Source organism: Aestuariibaculum sp. M13 (genome assembly GCF_024723255.1).
GTDB classification, from domain to species: Bacteria; Bacteroidota; Bacteroidia; order Flavobacteriales; family Flavobacteriaceae; genus Aestuariibaculum; species Aestuariibaculum lutulentum.
In genome coordinates this window covers 78,056-99,738 of record NZ_JANIAC010000002.1, presented here as the reverse complement: position 1 = coordinate 99,738, position 21,683 = coordinate 78,056, and the positions used below count along the sequence as shown (strand labels likewise).

Genomic DNA, 21,683 nt, shown 5'->3' with positions numbered 1-21,683 from the left:
ATAAATACGGTATGGAAGACAAAGGCAAATCGCTTAAAACGAAAACCGATAGCCATTAAAGTGGTCATTGTTCCATAAAGACTGATAATTAAAACAGGTGTAGACATAAGATTGAGTTTTTAAATACCGATGGAGCCAGCATCTTTGGCCACATCGATGGTTCTTTTTAATTGTTTGAAGGCCTTCAGAGCCATTTGGACTTGATTGGTTGGGATACTAAGGTTAGGAATCTGCATTCCTGATTTTCCCATTATTTTAAAGGCAGCACTTTTTTCGTTTGTAGGTAGTGCCATCAGTTGAGCAAAAAATTTATAAGTATCTTTTTGATACATTTTATGAGCAGAATAACGCTCCACAAAGTTTCGGTCGTATTTAAACAGGGAGTCAAAGGTCTTTTCAGCCTTTTCAAAAAAACCATCACGGTCAAAACCTCTTTTTACGGGACTACCGTTCAGAATAACCTCTGAAGCCTTATAAGAACTCCCTGGAGACAAACTAAGCTTGTTGGTCACATCCTTTCGGCTGACAATGATATGCACATGGGTTTGGAATCCTTGTTTTTTCATGCCCTGCTCGATCATCTTACCATTTATTCGGTGCGGTGCCTCTGCCTTTAGCTTGTCAATCGTCTTTTGAATATCTTGACTGTTGCCTGCTAATTCCCCTCTCCTTATTTTTACCAGGTCATGTTCCAGTTTAACAATCTTGGCTCTGTAAGGTTGATTCTCCTTGATTTCCTTATCAAACCCTTTATAGATGCGTTCATATTCAATCTTAGCATAATATTTTATACTGTCCACCGATACCGGAACATCTCTATTAAATGAACTAGCATAAGCTTTCATTGTCTCACGAACATATTCTCGTAATTTATCGGGGTTATTCCCTATATGCTTCAGTTCCCGTTGACTTGGATTTATGGTCAGGGAATAAAATTTAGGTTCACTTTTTCTAAGTTTGGCCGTATTGCTATCAATATCTTTGACAACATGATCTGGGGATATCTGGTCATTATGCTGGTCAAAAAAGTGTTCTTGATGCTCAGGTGCCTTGTCCATGTTTTCCTTTTCCAGATAACCGACAAAATCACCACAGCTTTTGGAGAACGTGGCATCTAAATGTTGTTTGGTAATAGTGATATACATAACTAAGTGTTTTTTATTTTTTCTTTTAAGGCCTCCAGCTCCTCCAAAGTCATATCTAAATGAAGCTTGGGTTTTCCAAAACTGCTTTTAACAATATGAACCTTGGAAAACAAAATGTCTTCGAACTGTTGTTTGGTTTCCATTAAATCTCGTTTGAGCGAGTTCTTTTCTTTTCGTAGCTCGATGGCTTCCATGGAAGTAGCAAAAAAAGGATCCTTAACTGGCTTATTACTTTTCTTAACCTCTACAAGTCGAGGCTGATTTTGTTTGGGTGATGATTGTTCAAACAGCAATTGAAGCATCGCTGTGGTGGGTTTGGTCTGGTTCTTTTCAATTTCCTTTATAATGGATACCAGAGCATTGATTCGTTTTTTAATATTAGCCTCTATACCTCGCATATTGGGACCAAGATCATCCATGGGAGACAATTGATAGGTGTCAAAAAAATCCATCATATGCTCCAGAGTGTCGGTATAAGACCCGCCAATTTTGGCACAAAAACCCTTGAACCGCTCTACGGTGTCTTTATGGAAATTGATGCTCAAAAATCGACGTTTCATTTCTTTATTATTTATTATTTCCTTAATTATGTTAATGCATCCCAGTGTTTATAAGGCTTTCCAAGGGCATTAACATAATTTTGGTGTTTATCACTGGTTGCTAAAACGACTAAAAAACGCTACAAACCCTTTATTTACAAGGGTTACCAAAGGTTTCAATTAACGCAATGCCGCTTTAGCGCATTGCCCTCTTGCTATCCCTTTTCGTCACGCCAAAGCGTGACAAAATTTTTCAAAACGGAGTACTCATTTTCAGTCCTTAACCGCTTCTTTTAAAGTTAAGTGATTCCTTTAAAATCGAAAAATACAGTTTAGACTCAAATGGATTCATTTGTTACCAAATCGTATGAATTTCAAAAAATCAGGATTTCAAAACGTCAGATTTTCTAAAATGACCCTCTGCAATTGAAAAAAAAAGTAAAAACCTCTGGATCGCTCCAAAGGTTTGTTTTTAATTAATTTTTAGTTTACTTTTATAGTATTCCATTATCTGCGAAACTGTAATACTCTCCAGAGGGTGTAATAATGAGATGATCTAAAACGGCCACATCCAAAAATTTAGAGGCCTTAACGATTTTCTCCGTCAGTTTTTTATCCACTTCACTAGGAATTAGCTTATTTGACGGATGGTTATGCACAAGTATGACTCCGGTGCTAAGCGTCTTTAAAACGATGGCAAATAAGATTCTGATATCAACTAAAGTTCCGGTGATGCCTCCGCTGGATAATTCATAAATGCCTTTGACTTTATTAGAGTTGTTTAAAAGCATGATTTTAAACGATTCATGTAACCCGATGGTGTTTTTATCCCAATGGTTAAAAATAATCTCATTGGCATCTGAAGAGCATTTTATGGATAAAGAAGCTTTTAAGTTTTCTTTATAGCTTACCTGTATTTCATTAACTTTGTTTTTCATATACTTCGATTTAGAAGTTTAACCTAAGATTAAATAGGGTGCTGATTTGAAAGGGAGCACCCTATTGTTTTTACCTCTATTTACTAAGTAGTAAGATTTCACTAATCGTAATTTCAGTCACATAGCGTTTAACGCCTTCTTTATCCTCATAACTTCTTGAAGTTAGTTTGCCTTCAATGGCAATCTCTTTGCCTTTGGTCACATAGCTTTCAACGATGTCGGCCTTTTTACCCCAGGCTACTAAATTGTGCCAACTGGTATTGGTTTGTTTTTCGCCTTTGGCATTGTTGTAATGCTCATTGGTAGCCAATGAAATACGGGCTAACTTTTTTCCGTCTTCTAAAATGGTCATCGTTGGCTCTTGCCCTACGTTACCGATTAACTGCACTCTGTTTTTAATTGTACTCATGATAAAAAAATTTAAAAGGTTAATAAATACCCCTTGTTTTGATTTTATAAACTAGAATTTTAAGGGGTGCTTTGTATAGTTCTCTCTAAAAGAGGACCATGTTTGAGGTGGGTTTTGTCAAGACTTTTATCAAAAGTTCAGGAGTGTCTGCGACGTAGTAAAATCCTTGGATTTTCAAGGACGTAGAAACCTTAAGTTTTTATAAAATTTACTTGGTCTTTACAAGTTCCACTATAGCCTTAGGCCTTCTTATGAAAACCATGGCGAAGTGCGTGTACGGAAAGTTAAACAAACGGAGTTATGGGAATTCATAATAGAAGTGCCTTAGGCTATGCCTGGTTTTTGCTGTACCAAAAACCAATAAAGGTCTCAAACATTACCAACCCCTTAAAATGCTTGACAGAGATGGTATTTTTAGGACGGAGCGAGCAAAGTCACGAGAAGACTTTGCCGATACGCCCGTTAAGAAAATGGCATATCTGGCTTCCTTAATAGATAAAATCAAAACATGATTTCTACTTCTTGTATAATTTTAAAATGGATGACGCAGTGGCAGCGGACTCTGGCTTAAAATCAAAAAATCCATAAAAGTATAATCGCTTTTTATTTTAAGTCTGTGTCCAAGAAGATGTCATGAAGTGCTTTTCTTAAATGGTTTGAAAAACATTTAAGGAATGTACTGGAATATAATTTTTGTACCATAATGAAAAGCTTAAAAAAAAATAGTATCTCTACCGATTTCTAAGTCATTTTACCCTCAAAACTTAACTGGAGTAACATCATTTTTTAGTAAAATATGATTTAATCTGATCAAAGATTTATAATATCCTATTTCAATCTCTTTATTATTAGATAAAAACAACCAGATATAGCTATGTGCTCCAAATAGTATTTCTTCAAACTCCATTTCAATTTTTTAAGGACAAGATAAAAGTTTTTCTTTAGCTGTAATCCAAAATAAACAATTCCCTTTCAATACACTCCCGTGACCTTTTGAGAAGCACATTGAAAGGGAATTCATTTTAAGTTAAAAAAATATTGATTTAAGGTCATTTCTACATCTCTGCGGTTCGTTTTTCCAGCTTTTGATGTAGACTTCCCATATCTTCACTTATCTTAGTCTCCACTACTCTGGCATAAATCTGAGTCGTTGATAGTTTAGTATGTCCAAGCAGTTTCGACACGGTTTCAATAGGCACACCGTTAGAAAGTGTAACTGTTGTGGCAAAGGTATGTCTGGCCACATGAAAGGTTAAATTCTTTCTAATTCTGCATACATCAGCAATCTCTTTTAAATAAGAATTCAATTTCTGATTGGATATACCCGGAAAAATCGTTTGTTTCGAGACAGATTCAGGATGATTTTCATACTTTTCTATAATTTCCAAGGCCTTTTGTAGTAAAGGTATTTTAATAGGAACATTCGTTTTCTCTCTTTTCGAATGAATCCAAAGCTTGCCGTCAATACCTAAACACAAATCATTAGGCGTTAATTGCATAACATCCCCATAAGACAGACCTGTATAGCAGGCGAACACAAATAAATCCTTTATCTGCTCAAGTCTGGCAATATCAAAAGACTTATTTTCTATAGCTTCCAATTCTTCGGCCGTTAAAAAACAACGTTCCTTTTTATCATATTTAGCCTCAAACTTTATAAAAGGATCTTTATCTATCCATTCCATTTTAAAAGCTAAACTTACCAGTTTTCGTAACCGTTCGATATGCTTCATAACAGTGTTATTGCTCATATTCTCCTGAGCATTTAAAAACCGCTCAAAATCGATAATGAACTGATAATTTAGTTCTGAGAGATACATATCGGTTGTACCATATTTTAATTTTAAGAACTTAAAGATGTATTTGTGGGTTGTGAAGTAATTCTTTTGAGTTCCCCACCGTAAAGTGGACTGCATATGGATATTATGATAATCTATAATATCCGTTAATGCTTGACGAGAATCATTTTCCCCCAAGTATTGGGATTTAATGATACTGGAACTTATGAGTTTACCTTCTCTTTTTAAATTTTGATAAATCTCGAAGAGATCGACATTAACCTGCTTTAGAAATTCATTAATTAATTTAGCTTCATCACCTAAGCCTTTTAGTCGGCTTTTATTAGAATCCCAGTCCGAAATAAGAACTTTTCGTTTTAAGGATAGTTCGGCTCGTTTGCCATTTACGGTGATACGAGCATAAAGGGGTGCTTTTCCGTTTTTGATACTGGATTGTTTCAGCCAAAACAGAACACTGAAAGTTTGTGTGGTTTTCATACACTTTTGTTTTTAAAATTGAACATTAGAAACAAAAGCCAAATCAAATTGCTCGGTTACCTTTTTACACGTTTTTAAAAGAGGTAACCGAATAGGTCACATTTTTATTTAAATGAATTCAAATAATATGAACCCCTAAAAACGTCAAAACCTTGATAATCATAAAATTACCAAGGTTTTGTTACTTATTGATCTCTGATCTAGTCGGGGTGGCAGGATTCCTAAATAAAACCCAAACCACTGTATTTCAAATACTTAATTACAGGTATTCCAAATAGGACACTCTATAGGACATAGCCAAACGAGTTTGTGACATTCACTTGTCAAATTTAGTCAAAATAGTATAAAAATTAAGTAGATTCATCTATTATTTCAAACATATACCAGCATTCATCTAAGGTTTTAAATTTATAAGTCATAAATACCCCACTATCGCTACCTTTTAATATATAGTTTACACTTTTCTCTTCCCTTTCGTAAACAACTTCATATTTATCAGATTGACTGTCCATTGTGAAGTCTATATAATCATAATCTTCAACTCGATTAATAATATCTAAACTTAATTTACTTGATTCATTGTCTGCTAAAAAATACCATTTCAATGGATAATGAACTCTACTTTTTTGAAAAATACTATCCCTAGAAAACCTTTCAAAAAACTCATCAAAAGTCTCATTACAATTTTTAAAAGATTCTTTATTCTGTACCTTCTCTTCCCCATCATTTTTCATATTTTCAACATTGCTAGATGTAAAGGTCTTTTCCTTATTTTCTCTATCCTTATTTATACAACTTATTAAAAATAAGAAACTTAAAATTATAATTAATTTTACTTTTTTCATTCTATATAAAATTTAACAATCAATACATGGTTTTGGTGGTTTAATTGGTGGTGGTGATGGAGAAGGACTTGGACTTGGGTTTATTGGAGTTACAGTACCTGGTACTGGTTCTATTGTTGGTAATGGTGTAATTGGTGCTGGAGTAATGGATGGTAAAGGTGTAAGAGGTTCGCGGCTATTTCCACTTTTTGATTCGCCTGAACCAGTACCTTTATCCCCCGTATTACCCATTCCTTCAGTTATGGTGTCCATAACATTTGACCAATAAGTAGACCACTGTGTTTCTGTCCCTGAAACTAAAGAAGGCATCGGATTTACCCAAGTTTGTGGGTCAATAGGTTGACTTCCGTTCCATGGATTAACAGCTCTATAAGAACCATTTGAGTTTCTTTTATGTATTTCATAATGTAAATGTGCTGTTCTACCATTTTCTTTACCAAAAGCAGAACCTCCCATTAAACCAATTGTTTCCCCTTCACTTATTTCTTGGTCTTCTTGAACCGCAACAGAACTTAAATGCATATACTTGGTTTGAAAACTTCCATCAGGTGATTCTATTACAATTACTCTCCCACCCCCATCATTAGCACTTAAAGGGATTATTCGGGCTACTCTACCAGAGTGAGTTGCTACTACAGGAGCTCCATAATCTGTATTTCCTCCCCCACTATAATTTAAATCTAACCCATAATGATTTCTTTTTCGTCTTTTTATATAACCAAAATACTCATCTGGTTCACTCTTTCTACTCCATATCTTCCAAAATTCTGGTAAAGGCCAAGGTATCGTACCTGCATAATCACTAAAATAAATAGGATTATTAAATCCAAAATTATAAGGTGATTGATTCCTCATAAATTCTGCAAACGGGTCAATATTCATCCATCTTCCTATTCCTGGGTCATAATTTCTTTCTCCAAAATCATACCAATCAAGCCCAATCTCATCATTCAGTTCTTTTCCGTTATATTTATATTTGAGTGCTAAGTTAGTAGAATTTACGTTAGTATTATAACCTTTATGTTTAAGACCAAAAGGATAATAGTTGTTTTCTTCTAAGATTTCTATGTCATTAGGATCATTAGCCTTACGAATACTTAAATTATCAAACCATGCTGAAATGGTGGAACCTGAGTTTGAATTATTGTAAACCCCTATCCTAAGATTTATTTTATCTATATTTGCAGGCACTGTCACCTTTTTTTCTAAATAGATCCATTTATACTTAATATAAGTCTCTGGAATATAATCTATATCAGTATAATATGTTGTCTCTGTATCTTCGTTCATAAAAAAGAACAACCTAGCCCACGAATAATTAGCAGGACCTGTATTCTCAACATAAACCCAAGCTGAAAAATAATAATCTGTAGCAACAGAATTATTTATTGGATACCAAATATTTGAATGTGCATATTTACTCCCTGTAGATGCCATGTGTAATTTAACTGCTGAATCTCCAGATTTACTATGGGTATTATCAATAGTTGCTGATGTCCCATAAAGAGCACCAACACTATCCCATCCACTAGAGCTATTATTATCTAAATCATCCAAGAAAACATTTTCAGAAGCACCTTTTATCTCACCATCACCATTACTATCGGCATAACTTAACCTGATATTTCCTAAATGATCCTTATATTGGTAAATATAATTGAACCCTGCCGACAGATTGCTTTCAACTTTGGGCTCTACATAGCCTTCAGGGTGATTAAAGAATTTCAATGAACCATTTTGGTAAACGTAATTACCAGCATACTCCGTAGTAGTCCCTAAACTTACTTCCTTTTTTAGTTTCACTCCTGTAGCATCGTAAATATAGGAAATTGTACCAACATTACTATCTCCGTCGTTAATGTTTATTAAATCTGGTAAATTTAAATGGTTATAACTTATTAAATTTATCCCCTTGTTTAAGTCTTGAATCATATTCCCGTTATCATCATAGGCATAATCATTTCCTACAGTATTACCATCTATAAACCCTCCCATAGCATTAGAAGTTGAATTTACTCTATAGCCATCGTTAACGTTAATTAATTTATTTCCATAATCGTATACATAAGTTATATTATCCATTGGGTAACTGTTTTGACTATTTGTTGGATGTTGCCCATACCTAAATATCCTTCCTATATTACCATTACGATCGTAATCATAAATATACTCATTGAAGTGTGATTTATATAAATGGTTCTCAGCAAATTTAGAACTAGTAATCCTATTAAGGTTATCATATTGATAATTATAATGTCTTAAGCCTCCATCTTTATTATCTGTTTTCCATAGTACATGACTTATATTGCCATTATACAATGGTACGTTGGTGTAAACTGAAGTTGTTGGGCCATCTGGTTTGTTGTAATTTATTCCAAAACTAAACAAATCACCATCTTCATGCATTGTTACTGGATCGTTAATTGTTTTAAGCCACCCTCTAATATTATAGGTATAATTTACCTCTTGCAATGGATTTACTTCAGTATTCCCTACATCCTTTTTAATAAGTTGCCCCAATTCATCGTAATGATTTTTAGTTATAAGTTCTTCGTCTTGGTTATTGATATCTTGTTTCTGACTTATTAATCGCCCCATATGGTCATATTCGAAAACATCTTCTGTAACAATATCAATCTGCCCTGTCTTTTGATGGGTTGTTTTGGTTTCTTCTACTTTACCCACAAAATCCAATTTACTTTCTACAATATCAGTAGTATTCAAATACTCATTTGTACTTTTTACATATATAGCTCGCCCTTTCTCATCATACCCCGTAACGGCTACTATCCATTTTTTTGGACCTGAATCTAACACCCTAACCTTACTACATGTCGATAATCCTTTAGTTTTTAACTTATCGGTATTATCATAGTTAACTATATCTTGACTGTATATGGTTTGGGGTAGAGTTGTGAATCCATCAAAGGTATAATCATCATAATAGTTTATAGTATATATTTCTGAAATGGATACCACAGAAGGTAATGCATTATTACTATAATATATAGTTGTTCCTGCAATACTATTAGCTCCTGTTTTTTCTTCATATTGATTTTGGATGTTATTAACATCTGCCTGTAATAATTCTCTTGATAGACTAGAAGTAATAATACCTGTATACGCTACACGTCCAAAGGCATCGTATTTAGTAAATAGCCATTTACCATCATCTTCTAAATTGGCATCGCGGGTAAAAACTGGTTGATCTAATTTATTATAAACGATTTCTTCCCAATCTTTTCCTGGTAATTTCTTTTCTATCAAACGGTTTCTTTCATCGTACTTGTATTGGTAGGCTAAATTATCTAATTCGGATTGACTAATTGTACGTTGCAACGTGTAATTAGTATAATTTACCTCGCCGTAAAACTCGAAATTAGAATCACCAAAACCATTATTATCTATTGTAAAATATAATTTTTCATTTTCAATAAACGCATCTTGAACAATGCCGTAAATATCATACCAATAATCAAGATTCATATCTGGTATCGCTGGTTCAAAATAGCTTAAATCTAAAACTTCAACTGTACCATCTACAAAGAATAGACCATTCCCACTTTCCATCACTATAGAAAAATCAAAATTCCCATTATTATGACCCACTTCAATTTCACTTTCAACTTCATCCATTTCTGTTTCTGCAGTAAATATATCAGGTACTATATTATAGTTACTAGTTTTATTAAGCCACATTTGATCCCCTGTTTGGTAAGTACCCATTTTTGGAGTTAAAACATAAGTTAAATTTCCAAAATCATCATAAACATAATAGGTGTCATGCCATTTAGAACTTTTAAATGTTCGTTTTAATATAATTCTTCCCTGCTTGTCTTTGTATTCTTCCGTTGTTTTATTCTTACCTGAATTCCAGTTTTCATCCTTTGTTATTGTTTTGTACAACTCATTTCCTGAATAAAACCCATTATCTTCTAGTTGAGGATTTTTAGTGTCGCCATTTACAAAAGACACTCCAAACAAGCGCACATAATCCTCTATTGCATTGGTCTGGTATTCAAATTTGATGGTATGGTCGGAATCACTGGTTTTATTGACTGCCCAATCTGCTCCAGGAGCTCCCTGCTCCAGTACCCTGTTGAGCGGAGAGGCCTCTATATTCTTCTCTGAGAATGGATTTAAAGTATTTTCGTACTTGGAGGTATTGTAAAAAGAGCCTGTTGCACTTAATGCATCTGTTCTTATTAAACCTCCATTGGTTACTGCTGCATAAGGTAAATAGTCCTTAACTTGTCTGCCATAATCGTCATAACCTATATGGGTAATAACATCTTCTAAATTGCCTCCTGCTCGAATGCCTACACTTTGTTTGGGTCTGCCTAAACCATCAAAGTACGTAACGACCTCCTGCTTTTCCTCCTCAAGTGCTAAACCTAATTGACCTTCTTCATAGGCTTCCTGATAAGCAAATGTATGTATATAATTTTCATCACTTAAAGGACAACCGCCATTCCCTAAACTCCCTGCTTGTGCTGGACACTGGTCATCATTATTAGACACATAACCTATAGGTTGGCTACAAGCAGATTGCGTACTCGATGGATCTCCCAAACCATCACCGTCTTGATCATTATACCATGTGGTAGGTTGAGTAACCGTATACGATTTACTACTCGATGCTGTACTCCACGTCCCTCCTGTACTTCTGGCTCGCAAATATTGTGTTCCACTACTGGTTTTTGTTATCGTACTTGAAAAATTTGAAGTACTGGTACCACTACTACTACTCTGCCAATAATAAACCACACCGCTAGGAGGATTACTTCTGGCTAAAACCGTATTTCCACAATTCGTGCTTTGGATGGTAGGTGCAGGGGGCACAGCTGGTGGCCCCGTACCAATAGTTACGTTAAGAGTTACAAGGTTATAATTATACATACCATCATAAACTTCAGCCACAATAGTAGCTGAACTACCTGAATAGAACGTTGCCTCAGCACTGGTACTGGATATCGATTGAATATCGCCATTATTATTAATCCAGTTAATTCCTGATATCCCATTATAATTAGGGTCCATGACAGTATAGGTGTAAGTAGGTCCTGAACTCACAGAGGTTGGTCCACTTATATAATATCCTTGAGACCAAAGATTAAATGACAAAAGAAAACAGGAAACAACCGTTAAGCTTCGTAAATAAATATACATCTTATCCATACCATTTTAATTTTTGATTTTAGTAAACTCCATTTCTGAAAATAATGCACTTGTATTGAAAGGATCAATTACAAGTATTAATGTGTTAAAGTTTAAAACACGAGCCTTATAATTAAAAACCTTACCTCCGGAGGTGCTAACTTCCAATTGATTTGCTCCCTCTTTAAATTTCCAAAAGCCGCTGACGGTTTTACCATCTGTTAGCCTCATTAAAAAACTTTTATCTGATTTCAAATAGATTAACCGGTCTCGGTAGGCCAATTCTGCTTTTGTGCGAACTGGCGCTGGTAACGAATCAAACTTAGAGCGCATGGCTTGACTGACTTTACTTAAAGTATTCTCATAGTTCAATTTCCAAGTACCTATTAGATCTGCTTCACTTATCTGAGCGGAAACTTCAGACATAGGCATTAAAATGAACACTAATAATAGTGTCAATGTATATATAGATTTCATCTGTTTTATGGATTTTTAGTTATTGTCCTTTGTAATGGTATTCATTCTCACTTAGTACCTTGCCACTATCATCTTTAACAAACTGAAGTCTATTAAATGCATCATATAGATAATAGGTAGTATACCCTTTAGGGTCAGTCATGCTAGTCATTCCAACTAATGGGTCATAGGTATATGTACTTAGCATAGCCCCCGACAAATACGAACTGTTTCTAAGGTTTGAAAGCGAGGTTCGAAGTAAATCCTCATCTACTTGTGAATCATCACTGTCTGATGCACTGACTACTGCATTAATTAAGCTTTGAACATTAGAAGCCTGTGCTGATGTGAAGTTTTCGATTTTAGCAACGGGATATTGATTATTATAACCCCATATATAATATATATGAATACCATCAGCCGTACTAACCTCTATAGGATTGCCGTTATCATCATAATCGTGATAATAAATTCTGGATTGTAAAGGGTTTGAACTACTGTTATAAACGCCTTTTAGGGTGCTAATCTCTTCTGGAAGCACCACACTTCCTCCCCAATCTTTAAAATTTGTTCGTTGTAAAGAAACAAGTTCCGATGGGTCTGCGACGCCATTGCTATTATCATCCTGATAAACTTCTCTTTGAATAGGAACTACTACATTATGAATATCACCATCTGAATTTAGACGATTAATAGCATTATTTTGAAGTGTTGTTAATGGACCTCCTAAAAGATAACTAGAAGAGGTAATATCATCTGGATAATACATCTTATTTACTAATGTCTTTCCATCACTCGACGTCGTCGTTGAAACCGTCATTTGCATATGATCCGTATTATCATAATCCATGGTCGTTGTTTGAACCACTGCCTCCGATGTTGTCGGTAAATATGAGGTTTCTTTTTTCTCCGTCATACGATAGGCTCGACTTTTATAAAGGAATTCATTTGCAATAAAATAATAAGGGTTTCCTCCTGATCCAGGAGTACGTATACAGGTCGCTTCTATATATTTTTGTAATTCTTTAAACAACAAGCCATAATCAGTTTTGGAGTAAACCTCATTATAGATAAATTCCTCTAAGTGTATTGGAGTATACACGCCACCACTTTTAGAATAAGATGTCTTTTTTATCAATTGTGAATCTGTCCAATTATGACATAAATTTGCATAATTCCCACTATTAAGGTAACGCTCTGGTTTGTAAACTTCTGGAGCATCTATAATAGATTCGGAAACTAAAATATATTCATATTTAGTTTTAATTAAGTTTGAAAGGTCTGTTCCTTGATAATGATTTACTTCAGGATAAATTAAATTACCCTCATTATAATTTAATGCTGAATATACCTCTAACCCCAGGTATTTTCTATGCCATGAAGAAGCCCTTCCTGTACAACCTCCAGTATATGGCATCTCTCCTTCCCAAAATTCTTGAGTGTAATCATCATAATCTTTAAACAACAAATCTTCATTAAATAGCTTTTCTCCAAGTCCATTTTCACTCACTCCGTATTTATACTCTTCAAAAGACTCTAACGTACCATCAAAGTTATAATTCTTAATATTAGCTATTCTAAGTCCCGCACCATAAACTGTTGTAGGTGTTCCTGATAACTCCGACGTATAAGAATTGGATTCAAACTTAAATATTGAATACCCTTTAGTTGGATATGTAATTTTATTAAGCATACACATCCTTACTTTACTTGTATCAACCGCCCTATTTGCCGAACCTATATTATAAGTGGTATTTTGTTCTGCCGTAGTTGGATTTTGACAGCAATTTGTAGTGCCATATAAGTCCGATAAATAAAAATCATCACCCTGAACAGTCTTAGATGATATTAAACTGAAATTTAACTTACCATTAAAGAAACCCCATAAATCTTGAGAAAATTCACTCTTTCTTGGAATACCTATATTTGCCTCGTAATCAAATTCATATTTTTTACCAATGTCAGAACCTGCCTCTGAAGTCTCCGAAAAACTCAACAATTTTAATCTCTTAGTATCAGAATCAGGGTAACCAGACAACCCAAAATTTGCAGTAAAATAATCATAAACAAAATCAAACCCTTTAACTAGTTCCCCATTCAAATCATAGACTCTTATATTATCAAGACTTTTAGCTGAACTCTGAGTCCTATCTAATCGTTGCGTATTGTAATTAAAAATTACTTCTCCTAAACGATAACTTATCTTTTTTACGCGCATCTCCTCCTGACTAACTATTGAATAACTCTCCTCTTCTAATCCAGATGCATTACTTTCCATCATTTGATAATATGACTTTTGCTCCTTCACATAACCGCATGTTTCATATTCAAAATAAACTGTATCTTTTTTCGTTCTTGATACAATCTCTGTTACATACCAATCTGTTATATAATTATTCCTTGGCTGAGGACTATCATCAATCAAAATCTTATTTATATCTCTAAATCTATATTCAGTCCCCTTATCATCTATAATTGAAAAAGCATAATCACTCCCCATAGTGTTACGTAGTATTTTTATTGGCTCGTAAGGAAAAGTCATATAGGTCCTATCTGACGCATACATAAATTGCCCTGATTTCCCTGGTAAGTTATAATTAAACATATCAGGCCTCGTGTCTCTTCCTGCGCCATCTGCAGAAGCTTTTAAATCATAATAATTTTCTTCAATTTCAGAATACCCGCCCTGGGATACTTTAGCATAATATTCATCAAAATCCATGACTGGCATATTGAAATTCCCTTCTGGCATTTCATCTGGCGTTCCTAATACATTTCTGTGTATAACCATGTTCCCTGAAATACTCCAACCTAAACCTACTTCTGTGGCTTCTTGATTCACTTTTATCCCTCCTGCATGGTAAGACAAACTAAATGGTAAGGAAATTTCAGCAACATTCACCTCAAACAATGGAAAACTTATATTAGGTATTCCTGTATTCATGGAAACAGGATAGGTTCCATATTTACCCAGCTCTGCAACTGCTGGTGTAGGTTGAATAATTGATGGCAATTCAGGTAGTCCTTGAGCAATCAAACAAGTACTAGCCAGCATACATAAAAACAAAATTTTTAATTGCCAGGTCTTCTTTAGCGCAAACTGTTTTAACATATTAATAATTGATATTTAATATTATACAGTCTGAAAATTACAAGAATAACAGATAAAACTGGTGGGGTTTCACCGTGCAATTGATAAGGTAAAACCTTATTACTTATTAGGTTTTAATTCTGAAATTTGCTCTTAAAAAAGACTTATCAAAATTCAATCCAGTTTAAAACGCCAATCTTGGGACACCTGTATAAAGCATTATTACAGGGTAGGTTTAGAGGCGCATATTCCTGAAAACCTAAGACACAATATTCCCAGTTCTAATATATCCCGGTGGAAACAAGAGTCTGAAAGCAAATATAAAGGCTGTGAACTTTCTGAATTTATCAATCAGGAAATCGATTTAATTAAACGTTTTAATCAGTCTGCTAAAATTAAAACCGTAATCGAAGGTTATTTTAAACTCTCCGATACCTTAAACCAAATTATCTCTAACGTGAAAGGTTTCAAGTCGCTTATTAAAGACAACATGGCATTGGTGGTTAACTGTGTAGAATCTGTAAAGCACAGCGTTCCTATAAATAAAGCTCTAAACCTTTTCAATATATCCAGAAGCTCTTTTGAGAACTACAAAACCATCCTTATTCATAAATGTGAAGCCTCCTATTACAAATGGTGCACCAGAAAAATGCCAAATCAACTCTTAACAGGTGAAGTACGCACCATTAAAAACTATATGAATCATGACTCCTATAAATTATGGTCAAAATCTTCTATTTATCTAAAAGCCATAAGAGATGATGCCCTTTCCTGTGGACTATCAACCTTTTACAAATACTGTAATATTTTAGGCTTTACGGGTACTAACATCATAACAAAACCTAATAATTATAATCCGCTTAAAACTACAAGACCTAATGAGGTGTGGTGTGCGGATGTCACTATTTTTAAAACGAATGACGGCGTTAAGCACTACATCCATATTTTAATGGATCACTTTTCTAAAATGGTTCTGGGTTATCAAATTGAAAAGCACAGTTCAGGAAAAACCATTCGCCACTTATTACAGAGTGCTTATCTGAAATACAAACCAAAACAGACGTTATTTTTAACAGATGGTGGTTCTGAAAATGTCAACGCCAACGTTAGTGCAGTTATAGAAGCTTCCGATGGAGCGATTCAACATAAAATAGCTCAACATGATGTATTGTTTTCTAATTCTATGATCGAAGCATTTAATAAAGTGCTGAAATACCAATTTTTATACCCCAAACATATTAACTCCCGGATTAAGCTTGAGGCAGTACTTAGTCATGCCATCGATACATACAACCTACAACGACCAAAACTTAGCTTGAACGGAAACACGCCTTTTGAAATTTTTAATGACTCCTCTATCGATTTTAGCATCTATTCTAATAAATTTAAAGATCAAATACAGTACAGAATAGCTCAAAACAGAAATACTCCTTGTAAAGTATGTCTATAAATCAGAAATAATTTAAAACTAGAGTAATTTAATTTCCTTTACCTTCTAAAAAAACATTTTAATTAGCTTTTATTCTAACACAAAATAATAACCAACTCATATTTAACCGTTTCCCTTATATGGGACACTTTATCTTAAAATGAGCTCAGGAATAGCATGGCGTTTAAGTATGCGGAGCAAAAAAATAAACCAATAACCATAGGGCAAGACCTGAAGGTTATTGGCTTAATATTTACACTTATCGTGTATATTTTAACTTGGGTTGTGTTACTATTTTTTGAGGTTTTTAAGTGGCTTAGGAAATAAGCCAACTATCCTAACTTAAGTCTTGATAAATAACATAACATTAATACTCTCCATTGATGGTAGTTTTCCCATTGACTACCAAAGATTGCATAATTTCGAAATATCTTTCACGATATTTATAAAAATCGTCTTCCAGAGCTAAAAACAAAATATTATACAAAAAATCTCCAAAAACAAAACTATCATTATAACCTAAAAATTTGTTTCCTTTTTTATCTACTTTAATTTTAAATCTATATGTATCTAAATTATGATTTTCCACCACCTCTTTATTCAATATTTCACAACCACATGATTCCAAAAAGAAATCCTCATAATTAGTTCTTAACAAATCTCCTTCAACAAATTCATGCTCAAATATTTTTGACACAACCAAAGTATATCCCAAATTACTATCATCTTTTTTAACAAAAAAATCCATTTCCGTACTGCCTATAGTCTTATTTGCAACTTCAACATCATTATCAAGTAAAATGACATATTTATTATTATTCTCTACAAAAAAACTTTTTTCATTTTGGGAAAACATTTTAAAAAAGCTAATAAAAAATAATACTAAAAAAAAACCTCTCATTAATTTCTCTCTATAATTTTCTTAATTATTATTCCTATAGCAATTAAAAATATCCCTATGGCGTAAACAAACTGCATTGAATTATACTCTTCAAAAAATATAATTTCGTCTCCACTTTTATTTGAATAAACGGTTACATACTTCTGTTGTGAAACTAAATGACAAATATCATTACCTGTCTTTTTTATAAATATTTTATTGAGGTATTTAATTTTGCTATACGGAGGTCTTCGCCCTAAATTATCGCAAGAGTTTGGAGACTCTAACACTTCTGCTTCAACCTGGATACCTTCCTCTATAATTTCTTTCTTCTCATATGTTTTTATAAATATTACTGCCGAAACAGTTATCATTAAAGCAACCCCTAAAAACAGTATAATATCAAGCCAATTTTTTTTCATTTTTAACTATATAATTTCCATTTTAATAATCTTTTTTCTTATTATCATCCAATTCATTCTTTATACTCTCCTTAATCACGGAATCTTTAACATCATTACCAACCTTATTTATTGTTTCAATATTTTCTTTTTTACTATTTAAGGATTCGACCTTTTCTTTGGAATCCTTTACAGCTTGAGCTCTAGACGGTCTAGGATTATCTCCTGCTACTCTTTCTGCCCTATCAAGTTGTCTCTCTGCTGTTTTAATAGTTTTGGAACTAACGTTTGGCACTTCTACTTTAGGTATTGGAACTCCCTCCAAAATAGCATCAGTCGCCATTTCAACAGGGTCTAACATTTTGTTTTCATCCACTATAGCTTGCTTCACAATATTCCCACCTGCCGCTGTTGAAGATAAAGCAACAGCTTTATAAACATTCGCTGTAGCTCCGATTACCTTTACACTCGACAATCCACCTGTAGCAGCTCCAGTTGCAGTTGCTATTAATAACTTACCTCCGTCAACATTAGTTAAAGCATCTCCCAACTCCTGTCCACTAGCTAAATTTGAAGTTACTTGAACCGTATATTCTACCGCAAATCCAATCACAGCACCCCAACACCAAGGACACTCCCCATCAGGGTCATTTAAATTTACAGGATTATTCCAACTATAATTGTAAGGGCTTAAATCTACTTGTAAAATATCATCTGCTTTAGGGTCAATAACAAACCACCTACCTAATGCAGGGTCATAATTCCTAGCCGTAATGTCATACCAATTTAATCCTAACTCATCCTGATATTCTTTACCTCCAAATTTATATTTGAGTGCTAAATTAGTAGAATTTATGTTACCATTATACCCTTTATGTTTAAGACCAAAAGGATAATAGTTGTTCTCTTCAAGTATTTCAAGATTTGGAGAACTAGTTGTTCCAATATTCTCATAAGACAATCTTACATTCCCTAAATTATCTTTAAATTGATACACATATTTATATCCATTCTCTGCATTTACATATCCTTCAGGATGATTAAAAAACTTCAAGCTTCCATCACCTGTATCCCCAATCCTAGAATAAACATAATTTCCAGTATAAAAAGTATAAACACTTGTATTTCCACTCACGGATACTTTCTTTTCTATTTTTTTACCTGTAGCATCATATTTGTATGTAATTGTTCCACTTGACAATTCTTCGCCTAATATATCATTTTCAGCTCCATTTGAATCAATATTTATATAATTTGGTAAATTAAGATGATTGTAACTTATTTGTCGTTCTGGTTGTCCATTATATATACCTTGAAAACCATTTTCTTCTCTTACCTCTTCAGACAAATTTCCATTTGCATCATAAATATAATACCTAAAAGAATCTCCAAATGCATTATCCTGCAAATGTAAGCTAACTAACTTATTACCTTGGTAACTATAATCTAATGTATTATCTTCAAAATCATCATGTTCATCATACCAAACATTCCTATCCATATACTCTATATTACCATTTTTATCATATAAATATAATGTACTATAAAACTCTGAAAAATAATTTGCCTGATCACTAAATTTTGATTGTGTAATACGATTTAATGCATCATATTTATATCCATAAGTTCTAAGCACATTATCATTTGCTGTCTTCCACTGAGTCTCACTAATGTTGCCATTAAATAGCGGTGACGATTGTAAAGTAGACGTGGCTACTGGGTCATTATAATTAATCTTATATCCAAAAAGATCTGTACCTAAACTAGCCGGATTGTTAATCTGTTTTAACCAACCTCTAATATTATATGAGTAATCTACAGTTTGCAACCCTACAGAGTTCTCAATAGTTGTAGCTACCGCCCCTCCCACTTTCTTTTGCTTTAATTGACCTAAAGCATCATATTCATTAAGTACAAGTAATTCCTCTGCTTGCCCACCTATCTTCTGTTTTTGACTAACTAGGCGCCCTGCATGATCGTAGGTAAAGGTATCTGTTGTTGTTAATACAGCCCCTGTTCCCTTTTTATGTGTGGTCAACGTTTTTGTTGTTTTACCCGTAAAATCTAAAGTTGATTGAACTACATCAGTCGTCTGTAAATATGCATTATAACTCGCATTGTAAATATCTCGCCCTTTTGAGTCATAGTAATTCACCGAAGTAATCCAGTTATCGGTATCTAAAACACGAACCTTACTCCCTGTCACTAATCCTTTGGTTAATTTTTGTGTTCCACTAGCATTATTATAGTTTACAACACTTTGTCCGTCTATAATTGATGGTGGTGTAACCAATGGAGACTTATCAAAAGTGTAATCATCATAATATTTAATAGTATGTATCTCTAAAATCGATGTGGGAAAACCTCCATTATTATAATAGATTGTTGTTCCTGCAATGCTTGTAGCCGAACTTTGTTTAGTTACCCAAGATGTTGTAAGTCCATCGATTGTAGTCTGTAGCGATGCACGACTATTACTATTAAGCGTTAATCCTGTATAAGCTACTCTTCCAAAAGTATCATATTTCGTAAACAACCATTTGCCTTGCGCTTTTAAATTCGGGTCTCTAGTTAAAACAACTTGATCCAGCCTATTGTAAACTATCTCCTCCCAATTAGAAGTTGTTCCTTTTCCTGGAATTTTTTTAGCTATTAATCTATTTTGTCCATCATACTTATATTGAAAACAAAGATTATCAAGCATACTTTGAGATGGCTTGCTATTTGTTGCTTCAGATTTTGGTGGTAATACAAAAACTAAATTCCCCTTAAAATCATAAACATAATAAGTATCAAAGGGAATTTGGTTATTAAATTGTCTCTTCAATACAACTCGTCCCAGATAATCTTTATAAGTATGAGTTGTATGGTCATTTAATTCACTCGAATTCCAGTTTTCATCTTTTGATACAGTTTTAAATAAAACAGATGGCAGATATTCTTCTGAACTAACATTTACAGAATACATACCGTTATCAACTAAAACAGGTTGATCATTTGAATAACTAACTGTATATCTTCTAACTTGGTCTGAAGTTTTTAAATTATCATACTCGATTTTAACTGTATGATCATTTAAATCTTTATTCATCCAAGTTTCACCTGGAAAAGCATTTTCCTTTACAATATTTAAAGGAGAATAATCATAAATTTTTTCTGAATATGGGTTTGGCGTCGTTGAGCTAATCTCTGAGGCAAAATAAGTCGTATAATAGGAATTAGTTCCTGATTCGGCATTAGTAACAAAACTTCCATTATTACCAGATGCCGCATAAGGCAACCAGTCCTTATCCTGTCTGCCATAGGCATCATAACCTATATGGGTAACAACATCTTCTCCAGTGCCTCCAGCTCCTATACCTATACTCTGCTTTGCTCTACCTAATCCATCATAATACTTCACACTCTCTATCTTTTGAGAATTTAACAGGCTTGAAACTGTAGAAGTTGCTATTTGAGGAGATATCGTGTAAACATAATTCTCATCACTTAAACTAACTACCGGACAACCATTGCTTGATGAAGGACCATAGGATAAAGGACATTGATCATCACTATTATCAACATATCCACTAGGTTGAGAACTACTAACCTGTGTTGAATTTGGATCGCCTAATCCGTCTCCATCCTGATCTTCGTACCATGTGGTTTCCAACTCTATTACATCAACATATATCTCGAATAAATAATACATACCAAATTCATCCTCTATAATAACTTCAACATCTGGAAAATCAGGTGACTGATCTGCTTCAATTTTAACCTCAAATACATGTGGATTGTTCAATTCATCAAAAATATAATAAAACAAATTGTTAGACGCATTATAATGATTAGGATCTAGAAACTGTACGTCTGGATGGTGAGCTGTCCCTTCCCAAACATACACATCAACATAAGTAAACACTTCTAACGACCCCCAATTATCATTATCTGAAATATCAAACATCGTTTTTTCTCCAGCAACAACAGATTCTAGGCCATGAATTGTATAACGACCGACCCCATCCGTATCTGACCATTCAACCTCCTGAGCATTTAAAATCCAAATTTTAATTAAACAGAATACTACAAAAAGATATCGGTGGTTTATAATAAAATTACACTTCATAGTTTT

Annotated in this window: 13 protein-coding genes; 1 reads left to right on the top strand and 12 read right to left on the bottom strand. The window is 33.8% G+C overall.

Annotated features, from left to right (window positions below; all coding sequences use genetic code 11):
• Positions 1-119 precede the first annotated feature (119 nt).
• The 9 genes from mobB to NO995_RS07520 form a co-directional block, all read right to left on the bottom strand.
• On the bottom strand, positions 120-1,145 hold the full coding sequence (mobB, locus tag NO995_RS07560) for a MobB family relaxase (protein WP_258226975.1): 1,026 nt from the start codon (positions 1,143-1,145) through the stop codon (positions 120-122).
• A gap of 2 nt (positions 1,146-1,147) precedes the next feature.
• A complete protein-coding gene (locus NO995_RS07555) occupies positions 1,148-1,705 on the bottom strand; it encodes a BfmA/BtgA family mobilization protein (RefSeq protein ID WP_258226974.1) in 558 nt (185 codons plus the stop codon).
• 473 nt (positions 1,706-2,178) lie between these two features.
• Entirely contained in the window at positions 2,179-2,622 is a 444-nt protein-coding gene (locus NO995_RS07550; protein ID WP_258226973.1) for a JAB domain-containing protein, read from the bottom strand.
• A gap of 76 nt (positions 2,623-2,698) precedes the next feature.
• Positions 2,699-3,031 (bottom strand): single-stranded DNA-binding protein, encoded by a 333-nt coding sequence (locus NO995_RS07545; protein WP_258226972.1) that lies wholly within the window; start codon positions 3,029-3,031, stop codon positions 2,699-2,701.
• Between the two features lie 1,055 nt (positions 3,032-4,086).
• Positions 4,087-5,307 (bottom strand): site-specific integrase, encoded by a 1,221-nt coding sequence (locus NO995_RS07540; RefSeq protein ID WP_258226971.1) that lies wholly within the window; start codon positions 5,305-5,307, stop codon positions 4,087-4,089.
• Between the two features lie 350 nt (positions 5,308-5,657).
• The gene (locus tag NO995_RS07535) at positions 5,658-6,152 is read right to left on the bottom strand and encodes a DUF4348 domain-containing protein (RefSeq protein ID WP_258226970.1); all 495 of its coding nucleotides are present in this window, start codon (positions 6,150-6,152) and stop codon (positions 5,658-5,660) included.
• 12 nt (positions 6,153-6,164) lie between these two features.
• Positions 6,165-11,330, bottom strand: coding sequence for a DUF6443 domain-containing protein (locus NO995_RS07530; protein ID WP_258226969.1), 5,166 nt, complete (start codon positions 11,328-11,330; stop codon positions 6,165-6,167).
• 6 nt (positions 11,331-11,336) lie between these two features.
• Positions 11,337-11,786: a hypothetical protein gene (locus NO995_RS07525; protein WP_258226968.1), complete on the bottom strand. Its 450-nt coding sequence runs from the start codon at positions 11,784-11,786 to the stop codon at positions 11,337-11,339.
• A 19-nt stretch (positions 11,787-11,805) separates the two neighbouring features.
• Entirely contained in the window at positions 11,806-14,820 is a 3,015-nt protein-coding gene (locus tag NO995_RS07520; protein WP_258226967.1) for a hypothetical protein, read from the bottom strand.
• 493 nt (positions 14,821-15,313) lie between these two features.
• Here NO995_RS07520 and NO995_RS07515 point away from each other — a divergent pair, with 493 nt between their 5' ends.
• The gene (locus NO995_RS07515; protein WP_258226966.1) at positions 15,314-16,306 is read left to right on the top strand and encodes a DDE-type integrase/transposase/recombinase; all 993 of its coding nucleotides are present in this window, start codon (positions 15,314-15,316) and stop codon (positions 16,304-16,306) included.
• Between the two features lie 346 nt (positions 16,307-16,652).
• Here the strand turns inward: NO995_RS07515 and NO995_RS07510 are convergent, their stop codons facing one another.
• The 3 genes from NO995_RS07510 to NO995_RS07500 are packed head-to-tail and all read right to left on the bottom strand — an operon-like array spanning position 16,653 to position 21,677.
• Positions 16,653-17,186, bottom strand: coding sequence for a hypothetical protein (locus NO995_RS07510; RefSeq protein ID WP_258226965.1), 534 nt, complete (start codon positions 17,184-17,186; stop codon positions 16,653-16,655).
• Positions 17,186-17,587 carry a hypothetical protein gene (locus NO995_RS07505; RefSeq protein ID WP_258226964.1) on the bottom strand — a complete coding sequence of 134 codons (402 nt, stop codon included), beginning with the start codon at positions 17,585-17,587 and terminating at the stop codon, positions 17,186-17,188. Before NO995_RS07505 ends, NO995_RS07510 begins: the two co-directional genes overlap by 1 nt.
• 22 nt (positions 17,588-17,609) lie before the next feature.
• Entirely contained in the window at positions 17,610-21,677 is a 4,068-nt protein-coding gene (locus NO995_RS07500) for an RHS repeat-associated core domain-containing protein (RefSeq protein ID WP_258226963.1), read from the bottom strand.
• Between the last annotated feature and the right edge of the window lie 6 nt (positions 21,678-21,683).